Consider the following 18,810-nt stretch of genomic DNA (forward strand, 5'->3'; position numbering starts at 1 on the left):
GGTGGTTTTGGCGAAGGGGAAACACCCGGTCCCATCCCGAACCCGGAAGTTAAGCCCTTCAGCGCCGATGGTACTGCATGGGAGACTGTGTGGGAGAGTAGGACGCCGCCGGACATATATTGCAGAAAGGGCCCCGCCGACACGGCGGGGCCCTTTCTCATTTCACGTGAGTTCTCCTCACCCGGCCGCCACTACCGGTTTCTATGACGACCTGCCGGCCGACGTCGCCCGGCTCGCTGAGATCACGCGTGGACTGATGATTCATCGCGTCGGGGACGATCTCGGTTGGCTTTCTGTCGCCGGGCAGGACGATGCCTGAGCAGGGGCGAAGTGCAGCCGGATACGACGGCGTATTTGGATACCATGATGTATCGTTGAGGCATGGCGGTACGGGAGACGCGGGCTGAGCGGCGGGAGCGGACGCGCGAGGAGCTCGTCATGGCGGCGATGCGGCTGTTCGCGGAGCGCGGCGTCGCTGCGACGTCGGTCGAGGCGATCGCGGAGACGGCCGGGTACAGTCGCGGCGCCTATCACAGCAATTTCGAGAGCCGGGACGAGGTCCTGGACGCCGTCGTCGCGCGGGTGGTCGGGGCGATCGGGCCGGAACTCGCCGCAGTGCTGGGCGGCCACGGCAGTGTTCTGGACCGGCTCGCGGCCTATGTTCGCGGCTTCCTCCTCTACTGTGCCCGGTCGCCGCTGGAGACCCGTGCCCTGATCGCTGTCGTCGCCCACCGCGCGACGGTCGCCGCGGACGCCTACGACGAGCTCGTGGCGGCGTCCCTCTCCGAGATCGTCGCGCTGTTCCAGGAAGGGCAGCGCAGCGGTGAGCTGCGCGAGTTCGACTCCGTCATGATGGCGTCGATGATCCGCCGCACCCTCGATGTCGAAGGGCTGCGGGTCGCGCGCGGTGCCTCCGTGGAGGCCGTCATCGCCGAACTGACCGAGACTTTCGTCCGAGCCACGCGCTCCGCCCCCTGAGAGAGGCTCCCCTTCATGGCCGACGGGACCTTCCGGCAGATCGTGCTACGTGAACGACCTGCCAGCGGCATCACATCTGACACGTTCGCCGAGAGGAGCAGGCCCCTGCCCGCACTCGCCGACGGGGAAGCCCTGGTGAGGGTCGCCTGGCTGGGGATCGACGCGACGCAACGCACGTGGCTCAACCCCGATGCCACCTACATGGCGCCGGTCGGCATTGGCGATGTGATGCGCGGCAGCGGCGTCGGGTGCGTGGTGTCCTCCAGGAATCCTGCGCTGCCAGAAGGGCAATGGGTCTACGGCGTCCTGGGATGGCAGGAGTACGTGGTGGCTCGGGACGGCGGCCTGTTCGGCGTCAACCCCGTCCCGGACGGGATCGATCCGCGTCACATGCTCACGGTCTTCGGAGTGAGCGGGCTGACCGCGTACGTCGGAGTGTCCCGTGTGCTGGAGGTCGCGGAGGGAGACGCGGTGCTGGTCACCGGTGCGGCGGGCAGTGTCGGCTCGCTGGCCGGGCAGATCGCGCGGCTCTCCGGTGCGCGCGTCATCGGTACCGCCGGCTCGCCCGAGAAGGCCGCCTGGGTGAAGGACGTCGCCGGGTTCGACGCGTGCGCGGACTACCGCGCCGACAGTGTTCCGGACGCGCTGCGCGACTTCGCCCCCGACGGCCTCAACGGCGTTTTCGACAATGTGGGCGGTGTCCTGCTGGAGAACGCACTCGACCGCCTCGCACTGCACGCGCGGGTCGCGCTGTGCGGGTCGATCTCGTCCGGCTACACGGCCGCGGGGTACGGCGCGGGCCCGGCCAACTATATGCAGCTGGCATTCCGGCGGGCCCGGATGGAGGGCTTCATCTTCTTCGACCACCATCGCCATTTCCCCGAGGCGCTGTCCCGGCTCGCCGGCTGGGTGTCCGCGGGGGAACTGCGCTGGGCGGAGGACGTGGTCGAAGGTCTGCACAATGCTCCCGCGGCACTGCAGCGGCTGTTCGACGGGGCGAACCTCGGCAAGCAACTGGTGCGAGTGGCTCCAGCGGAAACGGAGGCCGGCTGAATGGCCGACGTCAAGCGAGTGCTCGAAGGGCAGCTCGGCATCGCCTGGGCGCTGCTCGACTTCCACGTCCGGCAGTGGCGCGACGACGACCTGTTCTGGGAACCGGCGCGAACGCATTGGACCATGCACCGCGTCGAGGGCGCATGGGTTGCCGACTGGGCCGAGGCGGAGCCCAGTCCCGTCCCGGCCCCGACGATCGCCTGGCTGACCTGGCACATCGGCTGGTGGTGGAGCACGGCGCTCGCACACCTCGAACAGGCCGATGTCCCCAACCGTGAGGACGTCGTCTGGCCGGGCACCTGCGCGGCGGTCGCGGAATGGCTGGGGAACATCCATGAAGCGTGGCGGGCGGCGCTGTCGGCCACCGACCGCCTGGACGAGGAATCGGCGTTCCCGTGGCCGGCGGGGTCCGGGTTCAGCGTCGCCGATCTGTGCGCGTGGGTGAACATCGAACTCATGAAGAATGCGGCGGAGATCGGTCAGTTGCTGATTCTCAGGCGTGCGGGTCCGGCCTGATACTGGGCTCCAAGGGTCGCGAAGGCCCTCCGGTCGCCGGAGGCGGGTATTCGGGCGGCCGCCGGCTTCGGGCATTCCGGCGGCCGGGTTTCGAACGGCCGAAAACGGGGCTTTCGCATGTCTTCTGTGCCGTGGGTACATCCTGCGCGGACCCAGGGAGGATTCGGATGGACCGTCCCGCTCGCGACCGGATCGCGTGGCGCAAGAGTTCACGGAGCAACGGATCAAGCAACTGCGTAGAGGTCGCCGATCTAGGGATCGGCATCGGAATCCGGGACAGCAAGGCGCCGGCGGAACCCGCGCTGGTGCTCGATCTGGGGTATGGGAGGGCGTTCATCGATGCGATCAAGGCGGGGGAGCATGACCTGAGCTGACCGGGCGGTCGGCCCGCCCCGCGCTCGTCCACCGGTGTTCGGCATCGGCGGGCGAGCGCGGGGCGCGGTGGCCGGTGAAGGCCGCGGACCAGGCGGTGGAAGCCCTATGCGGCAGGCGTGCCTGTAGCGGTCAGGGGGTTCGCTCTAGGGCGGCCAAGTGGGCTTGGACGGGGGCCAGATCGGTTTCGGCGAAGACCTTGATGCCGGCGCGTTCCAGGAGGGCCGTCGTCACGCCGGTGCCGGGGGCGGGGGTGCCGGTGAAGGTGCCGTCGTAGATGCGGTGGGTACCGCAGGACGGGCTGCCCTCCTTGAGGAGCGCCGTGCGGGCGCCGGAGCGGCGGGCCGTTTCGAGCGCGAGGCGGGCACCGCGCAGGAACTCGTCGGTCACGTCCTCGCCGGTGCCGGTGAGGATGCGGGCCGTGCCGTCGAGGACGTCGCCTCCGTCGCCGCCGACGATTTCGGCGGGTGGGCGCGGCACGGTCAGGCCGCCCGATATTTCGGGGCAAAATGGTATGAGGCGTCCTTCGGCGCGCCAGCGCTCGAAGAGGTCGGCTTCCACCGGCTTGGCTGCGCCGTCGTAGCGGACGGGCCGCCCCGCCAGGCAGGAGCTGACCAGTATGCGTTCCACGTCCTCCAGACTATGTCGGCCGTCCCGCCGGCTCGCGGTCTGTGACCCGCGTCACCGCCGGGATCGGTGCTCGCGCCTGGGGTAACAGTGGCAGATGAGTAGATTTCGCATATGTGGGTGGAAGGTTGGAGAAGTCAGCGGATGACGTGAAGAGCGCGGTCCGCAAGCTCGAGAACATCCGGGCGATCACCGACGAGGCGTTCGCCCATATGGGCGTGGACGAATTCCTCGACACCCTCCTCGACCGGGTGCGCGAGATCCTGCACGTGGACACCGCCGTGGTCCTGCTCCTGGACCGGCAGCGGCGGTTCCTCGTGGCGGCGGCCGCGAAGGGCATAGAGGAGGAGGTCAGCCAGGCCGCCCACGTCCCCGTGGGGCAGGGGTTCGCCGGGCGCGTCGCGGCGGAGCGGAGGCCCGTCTACATCGCGGACGTGCCGACCGCGGGGGTGTTCAACCCGCTGCTCGTCCAGCGGGGGCTCCGGTCCCTGCTCGGCGTGCCGCTGATCGGCGGCGGCGCGCTCGTCGGCGTGCTGCACGTCGGGACGCTGACCGCCCGCCGGTTCACCCCGGACGACACCGAGTTCCTCCAGCTCGCGGCCTCGCGCGCGGCGATGGCCGTGCAGGGGCTGCAGAACCGCGCCGAACGCTCCGGCGCCCTGGAGTTGCAGCGCAGCCTGGTGCCGTCCGCGCTGCCCGACATCCCCGGCGCCGATCTCTCCGCGCGCTACCGTCCCGGCAAGGCCGACGTCGGCGGCGACTGGTACGACGTGTTCACGCTCCCGTCCGGGGAGATCGGCATCGTCATGGGGGACGTCGCCGGGCACGGCTTCGCGGCCGCCGTGGTCATGGGGCGGATGCGCAGCGCGCTGCGCGCCTACGCGCTGGAGACCGACGATCCGGCCGAGGCCCTGCGCAGGCTCGACCGGAAGATGCAGCATTTCGAGCCCGACGCGACCGCGACCGTCCTGTACGCGATCTGCGAGCCGGGGCTGGAGCGGGTCCGGCTGTCGTCGGCCGGCCACCTCCCGCCGGTGATCGCCGTGCCCGGGGAGCCCGCGTGCACCGTCGACACCAAGCCCGACGTCCTGATCGGCATGGGCGACGAGGTCCCCCGGCGGACGATCACCATCGACCTCCCGCCCGGGGGGCTGCTCTGCTTCTACACCGACGGGCTGATCGAGCGGCGGGACAGCTCGCTCAACACCGGCATCGACCGGCTGTGCGCGGCGGTGACGGCGGGCCCGGCCGAGGCGGTCGGCGCGGCGGTGATGGCGGCGCTCATCGGCCGGTGGCAGGCCGAGGACGACGTCGCGCTGCTGGTCGTCCGCCGCGCCCCCGCCTGACCGGGGTCACTTCCCGGAGCGGATCCGGTCCACGGCGATCTGCGCGACGCGGACGGCGGCGCCCGGGTTGAGGCGGACGCCGCGCCAGGCGAGCCGGCCGTGCGCGGGGGCGACGATGAGCGCCTGGTTCTTCGCGACGCCGCGCATGATGTCGCGGGCCAGCTTCTCCGCCGTGTAGAGGCGCGGGGACGCCTTGGCGATGTCGCCGGTCGCGTCGCCGCTCATCGGCGTCTCGGGCAGGTCCGGGTTGACGTTGTGCAGGAGCGGGGTGTCGACGAAGGACGGGCAGACGACGCTGACCTTGACGCCGCGTCCGGCGGCCTCCGCGCGCAGCCCGAGGGACAGGCCGACGACGGCGTGCTTGGTGGCGGTGTAGGGGATGCCGATCGGCATCGGGACGAGCCCGGCCAGCGACGCGGTGTTGACGATGTGGCCGGAGCGCTGCTCCAGCATGATCGGGTAGGCGGCGTGGACGCCGTGGACGACGCCCTTGAGGTTGATGTCGATGGCGCGGTTCCAGTGGTCGAGGGTGAGCTCCTCGGCCAGGCCGCCGATCGCGATGCCGGCGTTGTTGAACACGAGGTCGAGCCGCCCGTGGTCGGCCTTCACGCCCTGGTAGAGGTCGGCGACGGCGGCGGCGTCGGTGACGTCGAGCGCGGCGGAGGCCGCCTTGCCCTTGCCGAGGGTGTTCAGCTTCTCGGCGACCTTGGCGGCGCCGTCGGCGTTGATGTCGGTGACCACGACGGTGTCGCCGCGCGCCACCAGGGACGTGGCGATCGCACGGCCGATGCCGGATGCGCCTCCGGTCACGATCGCGATGCTCATTGCGCGCTCCGCTCGATGGACCGCGGGTCCGGGCGCGTGGGGGAGTGGCCCGGCCCGCAGTGGCTAATTGGATTCATTGTGTAATTGCGGGGAAGTCTAGGGGGTGCGCCGGCCGCGCCGGTAGTCACGCGTCGACGAAACCGCGCTCGCCGTCCCGCCGCTCGATCTGGAAGTCGGCGGGGTTCAGCCGGCGGGTGCGCAGCCAGTAGTTCAGCGTCGACGCCGGCCACGCCGCCCGGTTCACCCCGTCGCGGTCGAGGTACCAGCTGTCGCAGCCGCCGGCGACCCAGACGGCGCCCTCCGACCTGCGCTGCACCCACTGGTTGAACCGGTCCTGGACGGACGGCTTCACCGAGATCCGCGCGCCGCCCGCCGCGTCCAGCATCGCCAGGCACTGCAGGACGTAGCGGACCTGCGCCTCGATGATGAAGATCATCGAGTTGTGGCCGAGCCCGGAGTTCGGGCCGAGCAGCAGGAACAGGTTCGGGAAGCCCGCGACCGCGACGCCGAGGTGCGCCTCGATGCCGTCCTTCCAGGCGTCCTGGATCTTCAGCCCGTTCCGGCCGACGATGTGCGCGCCGTCGAACGCGTCGGTGACGTGGAAGCCGGTGCCGAAGATGATCGCGTCGACCTCGTGCTCGCGCCCGTCGCGGGTGACGATCGAGTGCTCGCGGACCTCCGCGATGCCCTTCGTCGTCAGCTCGACGTTGGGCCGCATCAGCGCCGGGTAGTAGTCGCTGGACACGAGCGTCCGCTTGCAGCCCATCGTGTAGTCGGGCGTCAGCTTGCGGCGCAGGTCCCGGTCGGGGACCTGGCGGGCGAGGTGCATCCGCGCGAGCGAACTGGCCGCCCTCAGCAGCCGCGGGTTCTTGAACCCGAGGACGAAGCTCTCCTGCATCAGGTAGATGCCGTTGCGGTATCCGCGCTGCACGAGCGGGACGCGCCGGAACAGCGTCCGCTCCAGCCCGGTGACGCGGCGGTCGGGCTTCGGGATGATCCACGGCGGCGTCCGCTGGAACACCGTCAGGTGCCCGGCCGTCTTCGCGATCTGCGGGACGAACTGGATCGCGGACGCGCCCGTCCCGATCACCGCCACCCGCTTGCCGGCCAGGTCGCAGGAGTGGTCCCACTCGGCCGAGTGGAACGTCGTGCCCTCGAAGGCGGCGAGGCCGGGCAGGTCCGGGATGCTCGGGCGGTGCAGCGGCCCCATCCCGGCGACCAGCGCCCGTCCCCGGACGACCTCGTCGCCGTTGACGGTCACCCGCCAGGTGTCGGTGGCGTCGTCGTACTCCGTCCCGGTCGCCTCGGCGTTGAACCGGATGTGCTGCGCCAGGTCGTACTTGTCGACGATGTCCTTGATGTACTGCAGGAGTTCCGCCTGCTTCGGGAACATCCGCGACCAGTCGGCCTTGGGCTCGAACGAGTACGCGTACAGCAGCGACATGATGTCGCACGCGCACCCCGGGTAGGTGTTCTCCCGCCAGGTGCCGCCGACCTCGTCCGCCTTCTCCAGGACGACGAAGTCGTGCACGCCGGCCTTCTTCAGCCCGATCGCCATGCCGAGGCCGGAGAAGCCCGTCCCGATGATGACGACCTTGTACGGACCGCCCGGCCCCGCCGCCGGCGTCACCACGGCGGGGCCCGCCTGAACGTCGGCCATGCTCACGCGGCCTTCGGGGCCTCGAGGGGACGGCGCGTGCCGGGCTCGTCCCAGATGCCGAACGCCTTCCAGATCCGCCGGTTCACCGGGTCGATCACGCCGAGCTCGGCCATCAGGTCGCGGATCTTGCCGACCGAGTTGGAGATCTCCGCCTGCGACGCCGGGTTCTTGTAGGCGGCGCGGACGACGTCCTTCGGGATGTTGAAGTGCCGCACCATCGGGCCGGGCGGGGACAGCATGATCCGCGCCATCACGCCGAGCACGACCGGGGTCGCGGCGCCGAGGATGCGGCGGCGCGCCGGGCTCATGTTCGGCACCCGGTGCTTGAGGTAGTGCCGGGCGAACGAGATGTGCCGGGCCTCCTCCGCGATGTGGATCTTCATGATGGTCTCTTCGAGCGGGTGCTTGATGTGCCCGCCCTTGAGCGACTTGCGCTGGACGTAGTCGATCGGGTCCTCGCCGCCGAGCACGAACACGAAGAACATCTCGGTGCTGACCAGCGGGATCCACGGCGCGGCCTGCGCGATGAGGTTGAGCGCCCGCGGCATGCCGCGGATCGGCATCTTCGTCCGGTTCACGAACTCCTGGAACATCATCCCGTGGTGACATTCCTCGGTCGTCTCGTGGTAGACGTACCGGAACTCCGGCCGCCCGTTCGGCAGCCGGTAGGCGTAGTTGAGCAGCCCGCGCTTCAGCAGGTTCTCGAACTGCAGGCCGATCTTCATCGCGGTGGCGACGCGCCACAGCCCGATCTGCGCCTGGATCTCCGGCGGCTGCGCCTTGTACCAGGCCGTCTCGCCGAGCCGGTCGAACTCCGGCAGGACCCAGCGCGGGTCGTTCTTGTCGACCGTGAACTCGGGGTCGTCCCAGGGGATGTCGGCGTAGGCCTCCCAGTGCTTCTCCACCGACGCCTTGTTCAGGCGGTCGATGACGCCGAGGTACGACTTCTTGTCCTTGACCTGCTCGCGGAGCTCGCTGGCGAGGTCGGTGGGGGCTTTCGGCATGTGGGGCGCTCCCTCGGGGGCTGCGGCCTCGGGCGGACGCCGGGCCGGCGGTGTCACAGGAGGTGTCGGGGGTGGGTCACTGTTCGGTTGTGGGCGCCGCCGCCCCCTGCTGGGGGACGATCAGCAGCGCGACGTCCTTGATCTGGCGCAGCACCGCGGCCTGGTGGCCTTCGGCGTCGTCGTCCAGGGCGTTCTGTATGGAGAGCCCGACGAACATCGCGAACAGGGCGCGCAGCATCGTCGGGGCGAAGCCGGGGGCGAGCGTGTTCTGCGGGAACAGCCGCTCGAACGTCTCCAGGATCACCTGGAGGATCCGCTCGTTCAGGTCGATGCACAGCGGCCGCAGCTCGTCGTCGGTGCGGGCGGCCACGGCCAGCTCCATGAGGGCCTTGGCCGGACGGCCGCGGAACACCTCCCACAGCAGGTCGAGGGCGCCCGAGACGTTGCGCCGCTCGGGCGGCAGCACCGCGAACGCGGTCTCGTACGCGAGCCGCTGCGCCTCCAGCAGGTGCTCCAGCGCCGCCGCGACCAGCACCATCTTCGTCGGGTAGTGGTGCTGCTGCGCGCCGCGCGAGACGCCGGCGCGGCGGGCCACCTCCGTGGTGGACGTCCCGGACCAGCCGAGGTCGACCAGGCACTCCATGGTCGCCTCCAGGAGCCTGGCCCGCGTGCGCGACCGGCGTTCCTCCTGCGTGCGGCGGCCCGACGAGCCGTGCCGGTGGCGTCGGCGGCTGCTTACTGCCATGGCTCAGACGGTACGAGCGGACAAACAAGCAAGCAAGCCTGCATGTATGTTGCCCGCATCACAATTGGACATCGAGTCTTATTGATCTTCCCGCGTACCGCGGGGGACGTAGCCGGACGGGGCGCGGTGCGTCCGGGGGAGCAGGCGGGGTGCCTCTCCTCGCACGACGACGGGCGGCATGGCGCGCGGCCACGATCCCGGACATGGGAAACGCAGCAGAGGCACGACGAACGGTCAGTGAAGTCGGCGGCGGTGCGCGCACCGTCCGCCTCGGCAAGGTGTACGGGTCGGGCGACATGGCGGTGCGCGCGCTCGACGACGTCACCGTGGAGTTCCCGGACGGGCGGTTCACCGCCATCATGGGCCCGTCCGGCGCCGGCAAGTCCACGCTCATGCACTGCGTGGCGGGGCTGGAGGACGCCACGTCCGGCAAGGTCTACGTCGGCGACCAGGAGCTCGGCGCGCTGTCGGACCGGCGGCTCACCCGGCTCCGGCGCGAGCGCATCGGGTTCGTGTTCCAGGCGTTCAACCTGATCCCGACCCTGACGGCGCGCGACAACATCCTCCTTCCCCTGACGCTCGCGGGGACGAGGCCGGACGGCGAGTGGCTGGACACCGTCGTCCGCGTCCTGAAGCTGGGGGACCGGCTGTCGCACCGGCCGGCGGAGATGTCCGGCGGGCAGCAGCAGCGGGTGGCGCTCGCCCGCGCGCTGGTCACCCGCCCGCAGATCGTGTTCGCGGACGAGCCGACCGGCAACCTCGACTCCCGCACCGGCGCCGAGGTCCTGGCGCTGCTCCGCAACGCCGTCGACGACCTCGGCCAGACCGTCGCGATGGTCACCCACGACCCGGTCGCCGCCGGGCACGCCGACGCGGTCGTGTTCCTCGCCGACGGCAGGGTCGTCGACGTCATGGAAGCCCCCACGCCCGACCGGGTGCTGGACCGCATGCGAGGGCTGGGAGACCGCTCATGATGGCACTCGTCTTCAAGGAACTGTGGGGACGCAAGCGCCGGATGGCCGGCTCCCTGGTCGCGGTCTTCCTGGGCGTGACGTTCCTGACCGGAACGCTCGTCCTCGGCGACACGCTCGCGGCGAGCATCGACGGGTACTTCTCCAAGGCGTACGGCAACACGGACGTGACCGTGCGGAACGCGACCAAGGTGAGCGACGCGCCGTGGGGCGCGCGCGGGCAGATCGACGGCTCGGTCCTGGACAAGGTCCGCCAGGTGGACGGTGTCGCCAGTGCCGAACCCACCATCCAGGGGTCGGGGCAACTGCTCGCCAAGGACGGCACCACGATCCAGTCGCGCGGTCCCCGGGTCGCCGGCAACTGGATGACCGATCCGGAGCTCAACCCGTACCACCTTGTGTCGGGACGGGCGCCGCGCGCACCGGACGAGGTCGTCATCAACAAGATGTTCGCCGACGACGGGGACCTGAAGGTCGGCGACCGGACGGCGGTGCTCACGCCGCAGAAGATCCCCGTGACCGTCGTCGGGATCAGCAGGTTCGGCGACGAGGACGCGTTCGGCGAGACGTCCTTCACCGCGTTCTCGCTCGCCGGCGCCCGCGAGTACGTCGCCAAGGGCACGGGCCGCGTCAGCGGCGTCGCCGTCCGGGCGGAGGACGGCGTCAGCCAGGCGGAACTGGCCGCGCGGATCGCGCCGGCCCTGCCCGCCGGGGTGGAGGCCGTCACGAACAAGGCGCAGGTCGAGGAGGGCATGAGCCTCGTCGAGAGCGGCTTCCTGCGCGTGTTCCGGATCGTGCTCGCCGCGTTCGGCGGGGTCGCGCTGCTCGTCGCCGCGTTCTCGATCCACAACACGTTCGCGATCACGATGGCGCAGCGCACCCGCGAGTCCGCGCTGCTGCGCGCCCTCGGCGCCGGACGCCGGCAGGTCGTCGCGATCGTCGGCTTCGAGGCCCTCGTCGTCGGCGGCGCCGCCACCCTCGCCGGGCTCGCCGGCGGGCTCGGCTTCGCGGCCCTGCTCCGGCAGCTGTTCACGCAGTTCCGGATCGGGATCGCGATGGAGGGGCTCACGGTCGCCGGCACCTCGATCCTCATCGCGGTGCCGGTCGGGCTGGTGGTCACGCTGGTCGCGGCGCTCGGCCCCGCGCTGAAGGCGTCGCGGGTGCCGCCGCTCGCCGCGCTGCGCGAGGTCGCGGCCGAGCCGTCCCGCCCGTCGGAGACCCGGGTCATCGTCGGCGGCGTGTTCGCGGCGGTCGCCGTCGGGACCGTCGTGTTCGGGGCGGTCACCGAGCAGCTGGCGATGGCCGCCGCGGGCGCGCTGGTGACCGTCGTCGCGATGGTCGCGCTCGGGCCGGTCGCCGCCCGTCCGGTCGCGGCCCTGCTCGGCGGGCCCGCGGCTCGGCTGCGCGGCGTGCCGGGGGCGCTCGCCCGCGACAACGCCTCCCGCAGCCCCGCCCGCACCGCCGGCGCCGCGACCGCGCTGATGATCGGCGTCGGGGTCGTCACGCTGATGACGGTGTTCATCGGGTCGCTGCGCGCCTCGCTGGAGGACGGCGTCGCCGGGTCGTTCAAGGGCCCGATCGTCGTGAACGCCGGGAACAACGAGACGGGCGGGTTCAGCACCGCGCTCGTCCAGGACGCGGCGAGGCTGCCGCAGGTGAGCGGGGTCGCCGGGCTCGGCACGGGCAGCATGCGCGTGGACGGCTCGCCGTCCACCGTGAGCGTGGCCGACCCGTCCAGCCTGCGTCGCGTCCTCGACCTGGACGTCAGGGACGGCGGCCTGACCGGCGCCGGTACGTTCGCCGTCTCCGCCAAGGTCGCGGACGACAACGACTGGCACGTGGGCACCCCGGTCGGCGTGACGTTCGCGGACGGGACCTCGCAGAAGCTCACCGTGGGAGCCGTCTACGAGAACACCGACCTGACCGGTGACTACCTCGTCCCGCGTGCCGTATGGGACGTGCACACCAAGCAGCCCTTGGACACGCGTGCCTTCGTCGAACTGAACCCCGGCGCGTCGGCCGCGTCCGCCAGGCAGGCCCTGACGGCGCTCGCCAAGCCGTACGGAGCGCCCGAGGTCCAGTCGCGGGACGAGTTCGTCGCCGCGCAGACCGAAGAGATGTCCGGTTTCATCACGGTCGTCTACGGGATGCTCATCCTCGCCATCGTCGTCGCCCTGCTCGGCATCGCGAACACGCTGTCGCTCGCCGTCCACGAGCGGACCCGCGAGCTCGGGCTGCTCCGCGCGGTCGGCGCGACCCGCCCGCAGATCAGGTCCATGGTCCGGTGGGAATCGGTCATCGTGGCGCTGTTCGGCACCGGCGGCGGGCTCGGCCTCGGCGCGTTCCTCGGCTGGGGGCTCGGCGCGGCCCTCGGGAACCCGTTCGCGCCGTCCGCCGCGACCATGGCGGTCATCGCGGTCGTCGGCGCGGTCGCCGGGGCCCTCGCCGCGGTCCGCCCGGCCCGCCGCGCCGCGCGGCTGGCGATCCTCACCGCGATCGCCGCACCGTGACGCGTCCGCCCGCCCCGGCCCCCCGGCTCCTCAGCGGCCGGGGGACCGGGGCGTCCGGCCCCGGCCACCGGTGCGGCGGGGTGGCGGGCGTGTCGCGGGCGGCCCGCGGTTATGGTGAATCCATGCAGGTCAACCAGTCGGGCAAGCTGACCAACGTCTGTTACGACATCCGCGGGCCGGTGCTGAAGCGCGCCAAGCAGCTGGAGGCCGAGGGCAGCAAGATCCTCAAGCTGCACATCGGCAACCCGGCCCCGTTCGGGTTCGAGGCCCCGCCCGAGCTGCTCCAGGACATGATCCGCAACCTGCCGGAGGCGCACGGCTACAGCGACTCCAAGGGCATCCTCGCCGCGCGCCGCGCCATCGTGCAGCGCTTCGAGGACAGCGGCGTGTCCGGCATCGACGTCGAGGACGTCTACCTCGGCAACGGCGTGTCCGAGCTCATCGTCATGACCCTGCAGGCACTGCTCAACGACGGCGACGAGGTCCTCATCCCCGCGCCCGACTACCCGCTGTGGACGGCGTCGGTGTCGCTCTGCGGCGGCACCCCCGTCCACTACCTGTGCGACGAGGACGACGGCTGGCAGCCGAGCCTGGACGACATCGAGGCGAAGATCGGCGACCGCACCCGCGCCATCGTCATCATCAACCCGAACAACCCCACCGGCGCCGTCTACTCGCGGGAGGTCCTGTCCCGCATCGTCGAGGTCGCGCGCCGCCGCAACCTGCTGGTCTTCGCCGACGAGATCTACGACCGGATCCTCTACGACGACGCCGAGCACGTGCCGATCGCGTCCCTGGCGCCCGACCTGCTCTGCCTCACCTTCGGCGGGCTGTCGAAGAACTACCGGGTCGCCGGGTTCCGGTCGGGCTGGGTCGTGCTGTCCGGGCCGAAGGAGCACGCCGAGTCCTACATCGAGGGCCTCGACATCCTCGCCAACATGCGGCTGTGCCCGAACGTCCCCGGCCAGCACGCCATCCAGGCCGCGCTCTTCGGCTACCAGAGCATCGACGACCTCGTCCTGCCGACCGGCCGGCTCGGCGAGCAGCGCGACCGCGCCTGGAAGCTGCTGAACGACCTGCCGGGCGTGAGCTGCGTCAAACCGCAGGGCGCCCTGTACGTCTTCCCGCGCCTCGACCCGGAGATGTACCCCATCGAGGACGACATGCGCTTCGCCCTCGACCTGCTCGAACAGCAGAAGCTCCTCGTCGTCCAGGGGACGGGCTTCAACTGGCCGGCCACCGACCACTTCCGCGTCGTCACCCTCCAGTACGCCGACGACCTGGAGGACGCCGTCGGCCGCATCGGCGAGTTCCTGCAGACCTACCGCCGCTGAGTCACCCCTGCGCGGCGGCGTCGAGGCGGCGGAGCGCGCCGCGGACCACGTCCGGGTCGGTCGTCGCCCAGAACGGCGGCAGCGAGTTCTTCAGGAAGCCGCCGTAGCGGGCCGTGGCGAGCCGCGGGTCGAGGACGGCGACGACACCGCGGTCGTCCATCGACCGCAGCAGCCGGCCCGCGCCCTGCGCGAGCAGCAGCGCGGCATGCGTCGCGGCGACCGCCATGAACCCGTTGCCGCCGCGCGCCGCGACCGCCCGCGACCGCGCCGACGACACCGGGTCGTCCGGGCGCGGGAACGGGATGCGGTCCATGATGACGAGCTGCAGCGACGGGCCGGGCACGTCCACGCCCTGCCAGAGCGACAGGGTGCCGAACAGGCAGGTCCGCTCGTCCTCGGCGAACTGCTTCACCAGCAGGGACGTGGAGTCCTCGCCCTGGCACAGCAGCGGATGCGTCAGGTGGTCCTTCAGCTCGTCGGCGGCCTGCCGTGCCGCCCGCATCGAGGAGAACAGGCCCAGCGCCCGCCCGCCCGCCGCCTCGATCAGCTCGGTGATCTCGGTGAGGTAGGCGTCGGCGAGGCCGTCCCGCCCCGGCTGCGGCAGGTGCCGCGCGACGTAGAGGATGCCGGCCTTCGGATGGTCGAACGGCGAGCCGACGTCCAGCCCGGACCACACGACCTTCGTCTCCTCGCCCTTCTCCGTCGCGGTCTGCGCGAGCCCCTCCGCGGCGGTCTTGGCGTCCCCAGAGGACTTCTCGTCCAGCGGCGGCAGGCCCCACTGGCGCGCGAGCGGCTCGAACGACCCGCCGAGCGTCAGCGTCGCCGACGTCAGGATCGCGGTGCGCTGCTCGAACAGCGTCGCGCGCAGCAGGCCGCCGACCCCGATCGGCGCCACGTGCAGCGCCGGCGGACGCTTCGGACGGCCGTCCTGCACGAACGGCTTCTCCACCCACACCACGTCGAAGCGCTGCGCCATCTCGGGCTGGAACGCCTCCAGCATCCGCACGGCCGTGTCATGGAGCTCCTCCAGCGACGACCGCGCCGCCTTGCGCGCGGCCATGTCACCGGGATCAGAGTCCTTCTTCTCCGGCCCGATCGCCGTGATGCACGCGTGTGCGGCGTCGCGCACCACCGCGAGGGTGTTGCCCAGGGCGGACGGGAGGACGTCCATACGCCCTTGGGGCAGATCCTCAAGCAGGATGCCGAGGCCCTCCGCGGCCTCTTTCAGCCGGTCTGCGACGGCCTCTTCGATCAGCCGCCCGCAGCGCCGGGCGGTGGTCTCCACCCCGGTCGCGCTCAAATCTCCCGTGGCCACCGACGTCACCCGGTCGACCAGCTCATGGGCCTCGTCCACGATGACGACATCGTGCTCGGGGAGGACCTGGAACTCCTCCAAGGCATCGATGGCCAGCAGCGCATGGTTGGTGACCACGATGTGCGCCTCGCCCGCCTCGGCCCTGGCGAGCTCGGCGAAGCACTCCGTCCCGTGCGGGCACCGCTGCGCGCCCAGGCACTCCTTCGCCGTCACGGCCACCTGCCGCCACGCCTGCTCGCTCACTCCGGGCACCAGCTCGTCGCGGTCGCCGGTGCGGGTCTCCTCGGCCCACTCGTTGAGGCGCTTGACCTGCCGTCCCAGCGATGAGAGCTGCTGCGGGTCGAACAGACTCGGCCCGTCCTCCTCTTCGGGGACACCGGTCTGCACCCGGTGCAGGCACAGGTAGTTGCGGCGGCCCTTGAGGATCGCGAACTTCAGCTCCGTCCCGAGCATCGGCCCGAGCGCCTCCGCCAGCCGGGGCAGGTCGCGGTCGACGAGCTGCCGCTGCAGCGCGATCGTCGCCGTCGACACCACCACCGTCGTCTGCTTCTCCACCGCGTGGCGGATCGCGGGCACGAGATAGGCGAGCGACTTGCCCGTCCCCGTGCCGGCCTGCGCGGCGAGATGCTCCCCGGCGTCGATCGCCTTCTCCACCGCGCGCGCCATCTCCACCTGACCCGGGCGCTCGGCACCCCCGATGGACGCGACGGCCGCGGCGAGGAGGGTCGCCATGTCCGGAATCTGGGTATCGCTGCCGGTCAGCAGATCAGGGGTGGGCACGCCGCCCAACGCTACCGCCCCCGGCCGACACCCGCGTCCCGTCACGGCCAAGAGCCCGCCCGCCCGGGCCCGGCCGCGGAGTTATCCACAGTTCCGTGAGCCGCCACCGGCCGCCCCGCGGGGCTGCGAACGTCGACGTCATGGCACCTCTCGTGATCCGCACAGCCCAGGACGCCATCGCGGCCGTCCCCTACCTGCTGGGCTTCCACCCGTCCCGCAGCCTCGTCGTCATCGGCTTCGAGGGCCGCGACCGCGGCACATGCGCGATCCGGCTCGACTTACCGGCCGCCGGCGCGGCCGGCCGGGTGGCCGCGCTCCTCGCCGCCAACGGCTTCACCCGCTCCCTGCTCCTCGGCTACGGCCCGGCCGCCGAGGTCGAGGAATCGGCCGGCCCGGTGCGCGAGGCCCTCGCCTCCGCCGGCGTCCCCGCCGCCGAGGCGATCCGCGTCGCCGACGGCCGCTGGTGGTCGCTCACCTGCCGCGCCGACTGCTGCCCGCCCGAGGGCACCCCGTACGACATCTCCGCCAGCGTCCTCGCCGCCCAGGCGACCTATGCGGGCCACGTCGCGCTCGCCGACCGCGCCGAACTCGTCCGCTCCGTCCAGCCCCTGGACGGCCCCGCCCGCACCGCCATGCGCGAAGCCACCGCGAGAGCCGAAAAGCGCCACCTCGCCCAGGGCCGCACCACCGAGGAGGACCTGGCCTTCGTCCTGACGCTGCTCACCCACGTCCGCACCGGCATGAGACCCACCGACGACGAGGTCGCCCGGCTCGGCTTCCTCCTCACCGACCTGCGCCTGCGCGACGAGGCATGGATCCGCATCGACGAGGAGGCTCCGGCCGCCGACATCGCCTTCTGGCGCGGCATCGTGCGCCGCGTAGAGACCCCGTACGCCCCCGCCCCCGCGTCCCTCCTGGCCTTCGCCGCCTACTCCGCGGGCGACGGCGGCCTCGCCAACGTGGCCCTCGAACGCGCCCTGGACGCCGACCCCGCCTACTCGATGGCCGTCATCCTCCGCGAGGTGATCAACGCCGGCATCCCGCCCTCCCAACTCCGCCTCCGCATGACCTCCGAAGACCTGGCCGCCGCCTACAACCACCCAAGAAAAGCCAGCTGACCCGACCCCGACCCCGAGCGAGCACATGCCCCTCCAAGCACCACCACAAGCCCACCGACGCACGCCCCCACGAGCCCACTCAGCGCTGGCGCACATGCCGACCTGCAATCAACACCAGCCCAGCCCCCACCACCAGCCCCGCCGTCACCAGCCCAGCCACCGTCACCCGCCCGGCCGTCACCCGCCCGGCCGTCACCCGCCCGGCCGTCACCCGCCCGGCCGTTGCCAGTCCGGCCGTCACCTGCATGGTTGGTGCGGTGCCGGGTGTCGGTGTTGGTGTGCTTGGTGGGGGTGGGTCAGGGGGCTACGGCTTGGCCGGGGGTGCCGGGGTCCAGGCGGCGGTCGGGGTTGCGGGCGTTCCAGGCGCGCATGCGGGGCGGGTAGCCGACGATCTGGACGTCGTAGACGGGGAGGCCGAGGTCGCGGGCCACCTTGCCGATGACCTTGGGGGAGCCCACGCGGCGGCGGGTCCATTCGCCGTCGTGGGCGACGGCGACCGCGGTGGTGTCGGTGGCGAAGGTCTCCGGTTCGACGAAGAACTCGACGCCGCGGCGGGAGCGCGCGAAGGCGATCAGCGCCTCGATGTCGGTGTCGTTCGCCTCGCGGTCGAGCCTGGTCACCGTGGACCCGCGGTTCTTGCGGATCCCGAATCGGTCCCGGAACCTCATCGCCTTACCCCGTCGTCTGGTGCGGATGCGGTGTACGACGATAACGACATCACGGGTGCGCCGGTTCCCGACACAGGCGGCGGCATCCCCGGCGCGGCAGGGGCCGAGCCCTAGACTGGCGGACTTCGGGGGATCGGCAGCGGGGGTGTTGATGGACGGGCTTGACCGCGTCCGGCGGGGGGCCGCGGCCCTGCTCGCCGCCGCGGTTTTCGGGGGACTGAGCACGCTGGCCCCGTCGCCTGGGCAGGTGACGGCCACCGCCGCGCCGAGGGCGGGGCCGGCGAAGGCGGAACCGAGACCCAAGCCCGAACCGCCGCCACCGTCGCCGGACTGCTCGCGGGTGAAGTGCGTGGCGCTGACGTTCGACGACGGGCCGGCGGAGAGCACCGAGGAACTGCTCGGCATCCTCGCGGCTCGGCACGTGCGGGCGACGTTCTTCCTGGTGGGGGAGAACGTTGCGAAGCATCCGGAGCTCGTCCAGCGCGAGCATGCCGCCGGGCACGAGCTCGGCGACCACAGCTACACGCACGCGGACCTCGGGACGGCCTCCAAGAAGAAGGTCATGGAGGAGCTGACGCGGACGCAGGACGCGATCCGGCGGGCGTCCGGCGTCACGCCGGTGCTGCTCCGGCCGCCGTACGGGTCCATGTCGAAGCGGCTCACGGGCATCACGCGGGAGATGGGCCTGGCCCAGGTGCTCTGGACGGTCGACCCGCTCGACTGGGAGCACCGCAACACCCAGTACGTGGAGAAGCGGGTGCTCAAGGCGGTGAAGCCGGGCTATGTCGTGCTCATGCACGACATCCATCCGACGACGGTGAAGGCGGTTCCGACGATCATCGACCGGCTCGCCGCGGAGGGGTACGTCTTCGTGACCGTGTCGGAGCTGTACGGCGGGAAGCTCGTCCCCGGGAAGGAGTACGGGCAGACCGGCCGCCCGATGGTCCACCAGGACGATTCAGGGGCGGCTCAGGGTCTTCCCTGATGG

General features: G+C 71.6%; 19 protein-coding genes and 1 rRNA gene. 12 read left to right on the plus strand and 8 right to left on the minus strand.

The window, feature by feature from the left end; all coding sequences use genetic code 11:
- The 6 genes from rrf to ABFX46_RS39790 all read left to right on the plus strand — a co-directional run.
- Positions 1-114: ribosomal RNA gene (gene rrf / locus ABFX46_RS39765) — 5S ribosomal RNA — on the plus strand; the annotation flags it as partial.
- A gap of 52 nt (positions 115-166) precedes the next feature.
- Complete coding sequence (locus ABFX46_RS39770) at positions 167-319, plus strand: hypothetical protein (RefSeq protein WP_346049187.1); 153 nt, start codon at positions 167-169, stop codon at positions 317-319.
- Between the two features lie 62 nt (positions 320-381).
- Entirely contained in the window at positions 382-978 is a 597-nt protein-coding gene (locus tag ABFX46_RS39775) for a TetR/AcrR family transcriptional regulator (protein ID WP_346049189.1), read from the plus strand.
- A 15-nt stretch (positions 979-993) separates the two neighbouring features.
- Positions 994-2,031 (plus strand): NADP-dependent oxidoreductase, encoded by a 1,038-nt coding sequence (locus ABFX46_RS39780; RefSeq protein ID WP_346049191.1) that lies wholly within the window; start codon positions 994-996, stop codon positions 2,029-2,031.
- A complete protein-coding gene (locus tag ABFX46_RS39785) occupies positions 2,032-2,547 on the plus strand; it encodes a DinB family protein (RefSeq protein WP_346049193.1) in 516 nt (171 codons plus the stop codon).
- Positions 2,548-2,714: 167 nt separating this feature from the next.
- Positions 2,715-2,921 (plus strand): DUF397 domain-containing protein, encoded by a 207-nt coding sequence (locus ABFX46_RS39790; protein ID WP_346049195.1) that lies wholly within the window; start codon positions 2,715-2,717, stop codon positions 2,919-2,921.
- Positions 2,922-3,051: 130 nt separating this feature from the next.
- On the opposite strand, the gene ABFX46_RS39795 is transcribed toward ABFX46_RS39790, so the two are convergent.
- Positions 3,052-3,549, minus strand: a complete 498-nt coding sequence (locus ABFX46_RS39795; RefSeq protein ID WP_346049197.1) for a 2-thiouracil desulfurase family protein — start codon at positions 3,547-3,549, stop codon at positions 3,052-3,054.
- A gap of 146 nt (positions 3,550-3,695) precedes the next feature.
- Between ABFX46_RS39795 and ABFX46_RS39800 the strand changes: the two genes are divergently transcribed.
- Entirely contained in the window at positions 3,696-4,892 is a 1,197-nt protein-coding gene (locus tag ABFX46_RS39800; RefSeq protein ID WP_346049199.1) for a PP2C family protein-serine/threonine phosphatase, read from the plus strand.
- A gap of 6 nt (positions 4,893-4,898) precedes the next feature.
- On the opposite strand, the gene ABFX46_RS39805 is transcribed toward ABFX46_RS39800, so the two are convergent.
- From ABFX46_RS39805 to ABFX46_RS39820, 4 genes are all read right to left on the minus strand, one after another.
- Positions 4,899-5,717: an SDR family NAD(P)-dependent oxidoreductase gene (locus ABFX46_RS39805; RefSeq protein ID WP_346049201.1), complete on the minus strand. Its 819-nt coding sequence runs from the start codon at positions 5,715-5,717 to the stop codon at positions 4,899-4,901.
- A 124-nt stretch (positions 5,718-5,841) separates the two neighbouring features.
- Positions 5,842-7,377: a flavin-containing monooxygenase gene (locus ABFX46_RS39810; RefSeq protein ID WP_346049203.1), complete on the minus strand. Its 1,536-nt coding sequence runs from the start codon at positions 7,375-7,377 to the stop codon at positions 5,842-5,844.
- Positions 7,378-7,379: 2 nt separating this feature from the next.
- Positions 7,380-8,381: an AurF N-oxygenase family protein gene (locus ABFX46_RS39815; protein ID WP_346049205.1), complete on the minus strand. Its 1,002-nt coding sequence runs from the start codon at positions 8,379-8,381 to the stop codon at positions 7,380-7,382.
- A gap of 76 nt (positions 8,382-8,457) precedes the next feature.
- On the minus strand, positions 8,458-9,126 hold the full coding sequence (locus ABFX46_RS39820; protein WP_346049207.1) for a TetR/AcrR family transcriptional regulator: 669 nt from the start codon (positions 9,124-9,126) through the stop codon (positions 8,458-8,460).
- Positions 9,127-9,329: 203 nt separating this feature from the next.
- Here ABFX46_RS39820 and ABFX46_RS39825 point away from each other — a divergent pair, with 203 nt between their 5' ends.
- The 3 genes from ABFX46_RS39825 to ABFX46_RS39835 all read left to right on the plus strand — a co-directional run bounded on the left by ABFX46_RS39825 (position 9,330) and on the right by ABFX46_RS39835 (position 13,941).
- The gene (locus tag ABFX46_RS39825; protein WP_163062843.1) at positions 9,330-10,100 is read left to right on the plus strand and encodes an ABC transporter ATP-binding protein; all 771 of its coding nucleotides are present in this window, start codon (positions 9,330-9,332) and stop codon (positions 10,098-10,100) included.
- Entirely contained in the window at positions 10,097-12,607 is a 2,511-nt protein-coding gene (locus ABFX46_RS39830) for an ABC transporter permease (protein WP_346049209.1), read from the plus strand. The genes ABFX46_RS39825 and ABFX46_RS39830 overlap by 4 nt, the downstream gene beginning before the upstream one ends.
- 122 nt (positions 12,608-12,729) lie before the next feature.
- Complete coding sequence (locus ABFX46_RS39835) at positions 12,730-13,941, plus strand: pyridoxal phosphate-dependent aminotransferase (RefSeq protein WP_346049211.1); 1,212 nt, start codon at positions 12,730-12,732, stop codon at positions 13,939-13,941.
- 1 nt (position 13,942) lies between these two features.
- Here ABFX46_RS39835 and ABFX46_RS39840 read toward each other — a convergent pair whose 3' ends face one another.
- Positions 13,943-15,988, minus strand: coding sequence for an ATP-dependent DNA helicase (locus ABFX46_RS39840; protein WP_346049283.1), 2,046 nt, complete (start codon positions 15,986-15,988; stop codon positions 13,943-13,945).
- Positions 15,989-16,176: 188 nt separating this feature from the next.
- Here ABFX46_RS39840 and ABFX46_RS39845 point away from each other — a divergent pair, with 188 nt between their 5' ends.
- Entirely contained in the window at positions 16,177-17,154 is a 978-nt protein-coding gene (locus tag ABFX46_RS39845) for a DUF4192 domain-containing protein (RefSeq protein WP_346049213.1), read from the plus strand.
- A 79-nt stretch (positions 17,155-17,233) separates the two neighbouring features.
- On the opposite strand, the gene ABFX46_RS39850 is transcribed toward ABFX46_RS39845, so the two are convergent.
- Positions 17,234-17,401: a hypothetical protein gene (locus ABFX46_RS39850; RefSeq protein ID WP_346049215.1), complete on the minus strand. Its 168-nt coding sequence runs from the start codon at positions 17,399-17,401 to the stop codon at positions 17,234-17,236.
- A 49-nt stretch (positions 17,402-17,450) separates the two neighbouring features.
- Entirely contained in the window at positions 17,451-17,822 is a 372-nt protein-coding gene (locus tag ABFX46_RS39855) for a hypothetical protein (protein ID WP_163062977.1), read from the minus strand.
- 151 nt (positions 17,823-17,973) lie between these two features.
- Here ABFX46_RS39855 and ABFX46_RS39860 point away from each other — a divergent pair, with 151 nt between their 5' ends.
- Positions 17,974-18,807, plus strand: coding sequence for a polysaccharide deacetylase family protein (locus tag ABFX46_RS39860; protein WP_346049217.1), 834 nt, complete (start codon positions 17,974-17,976; stop codon positions 18,805-18,807).
- Positions 18,808-18,810 lie beyond the last annotated feature (3 nt).

The organism is Actinomadura chokoriensis, from assembly GCF_039529475.1.
Taxonomy (GTDB): domain Bacteria; phylum Actinomycetota; class Actinomycetes; order Streptosporangiales; family Streptosporangiaceae; genus Spirillospora; species Spirillospora bangladeshensis.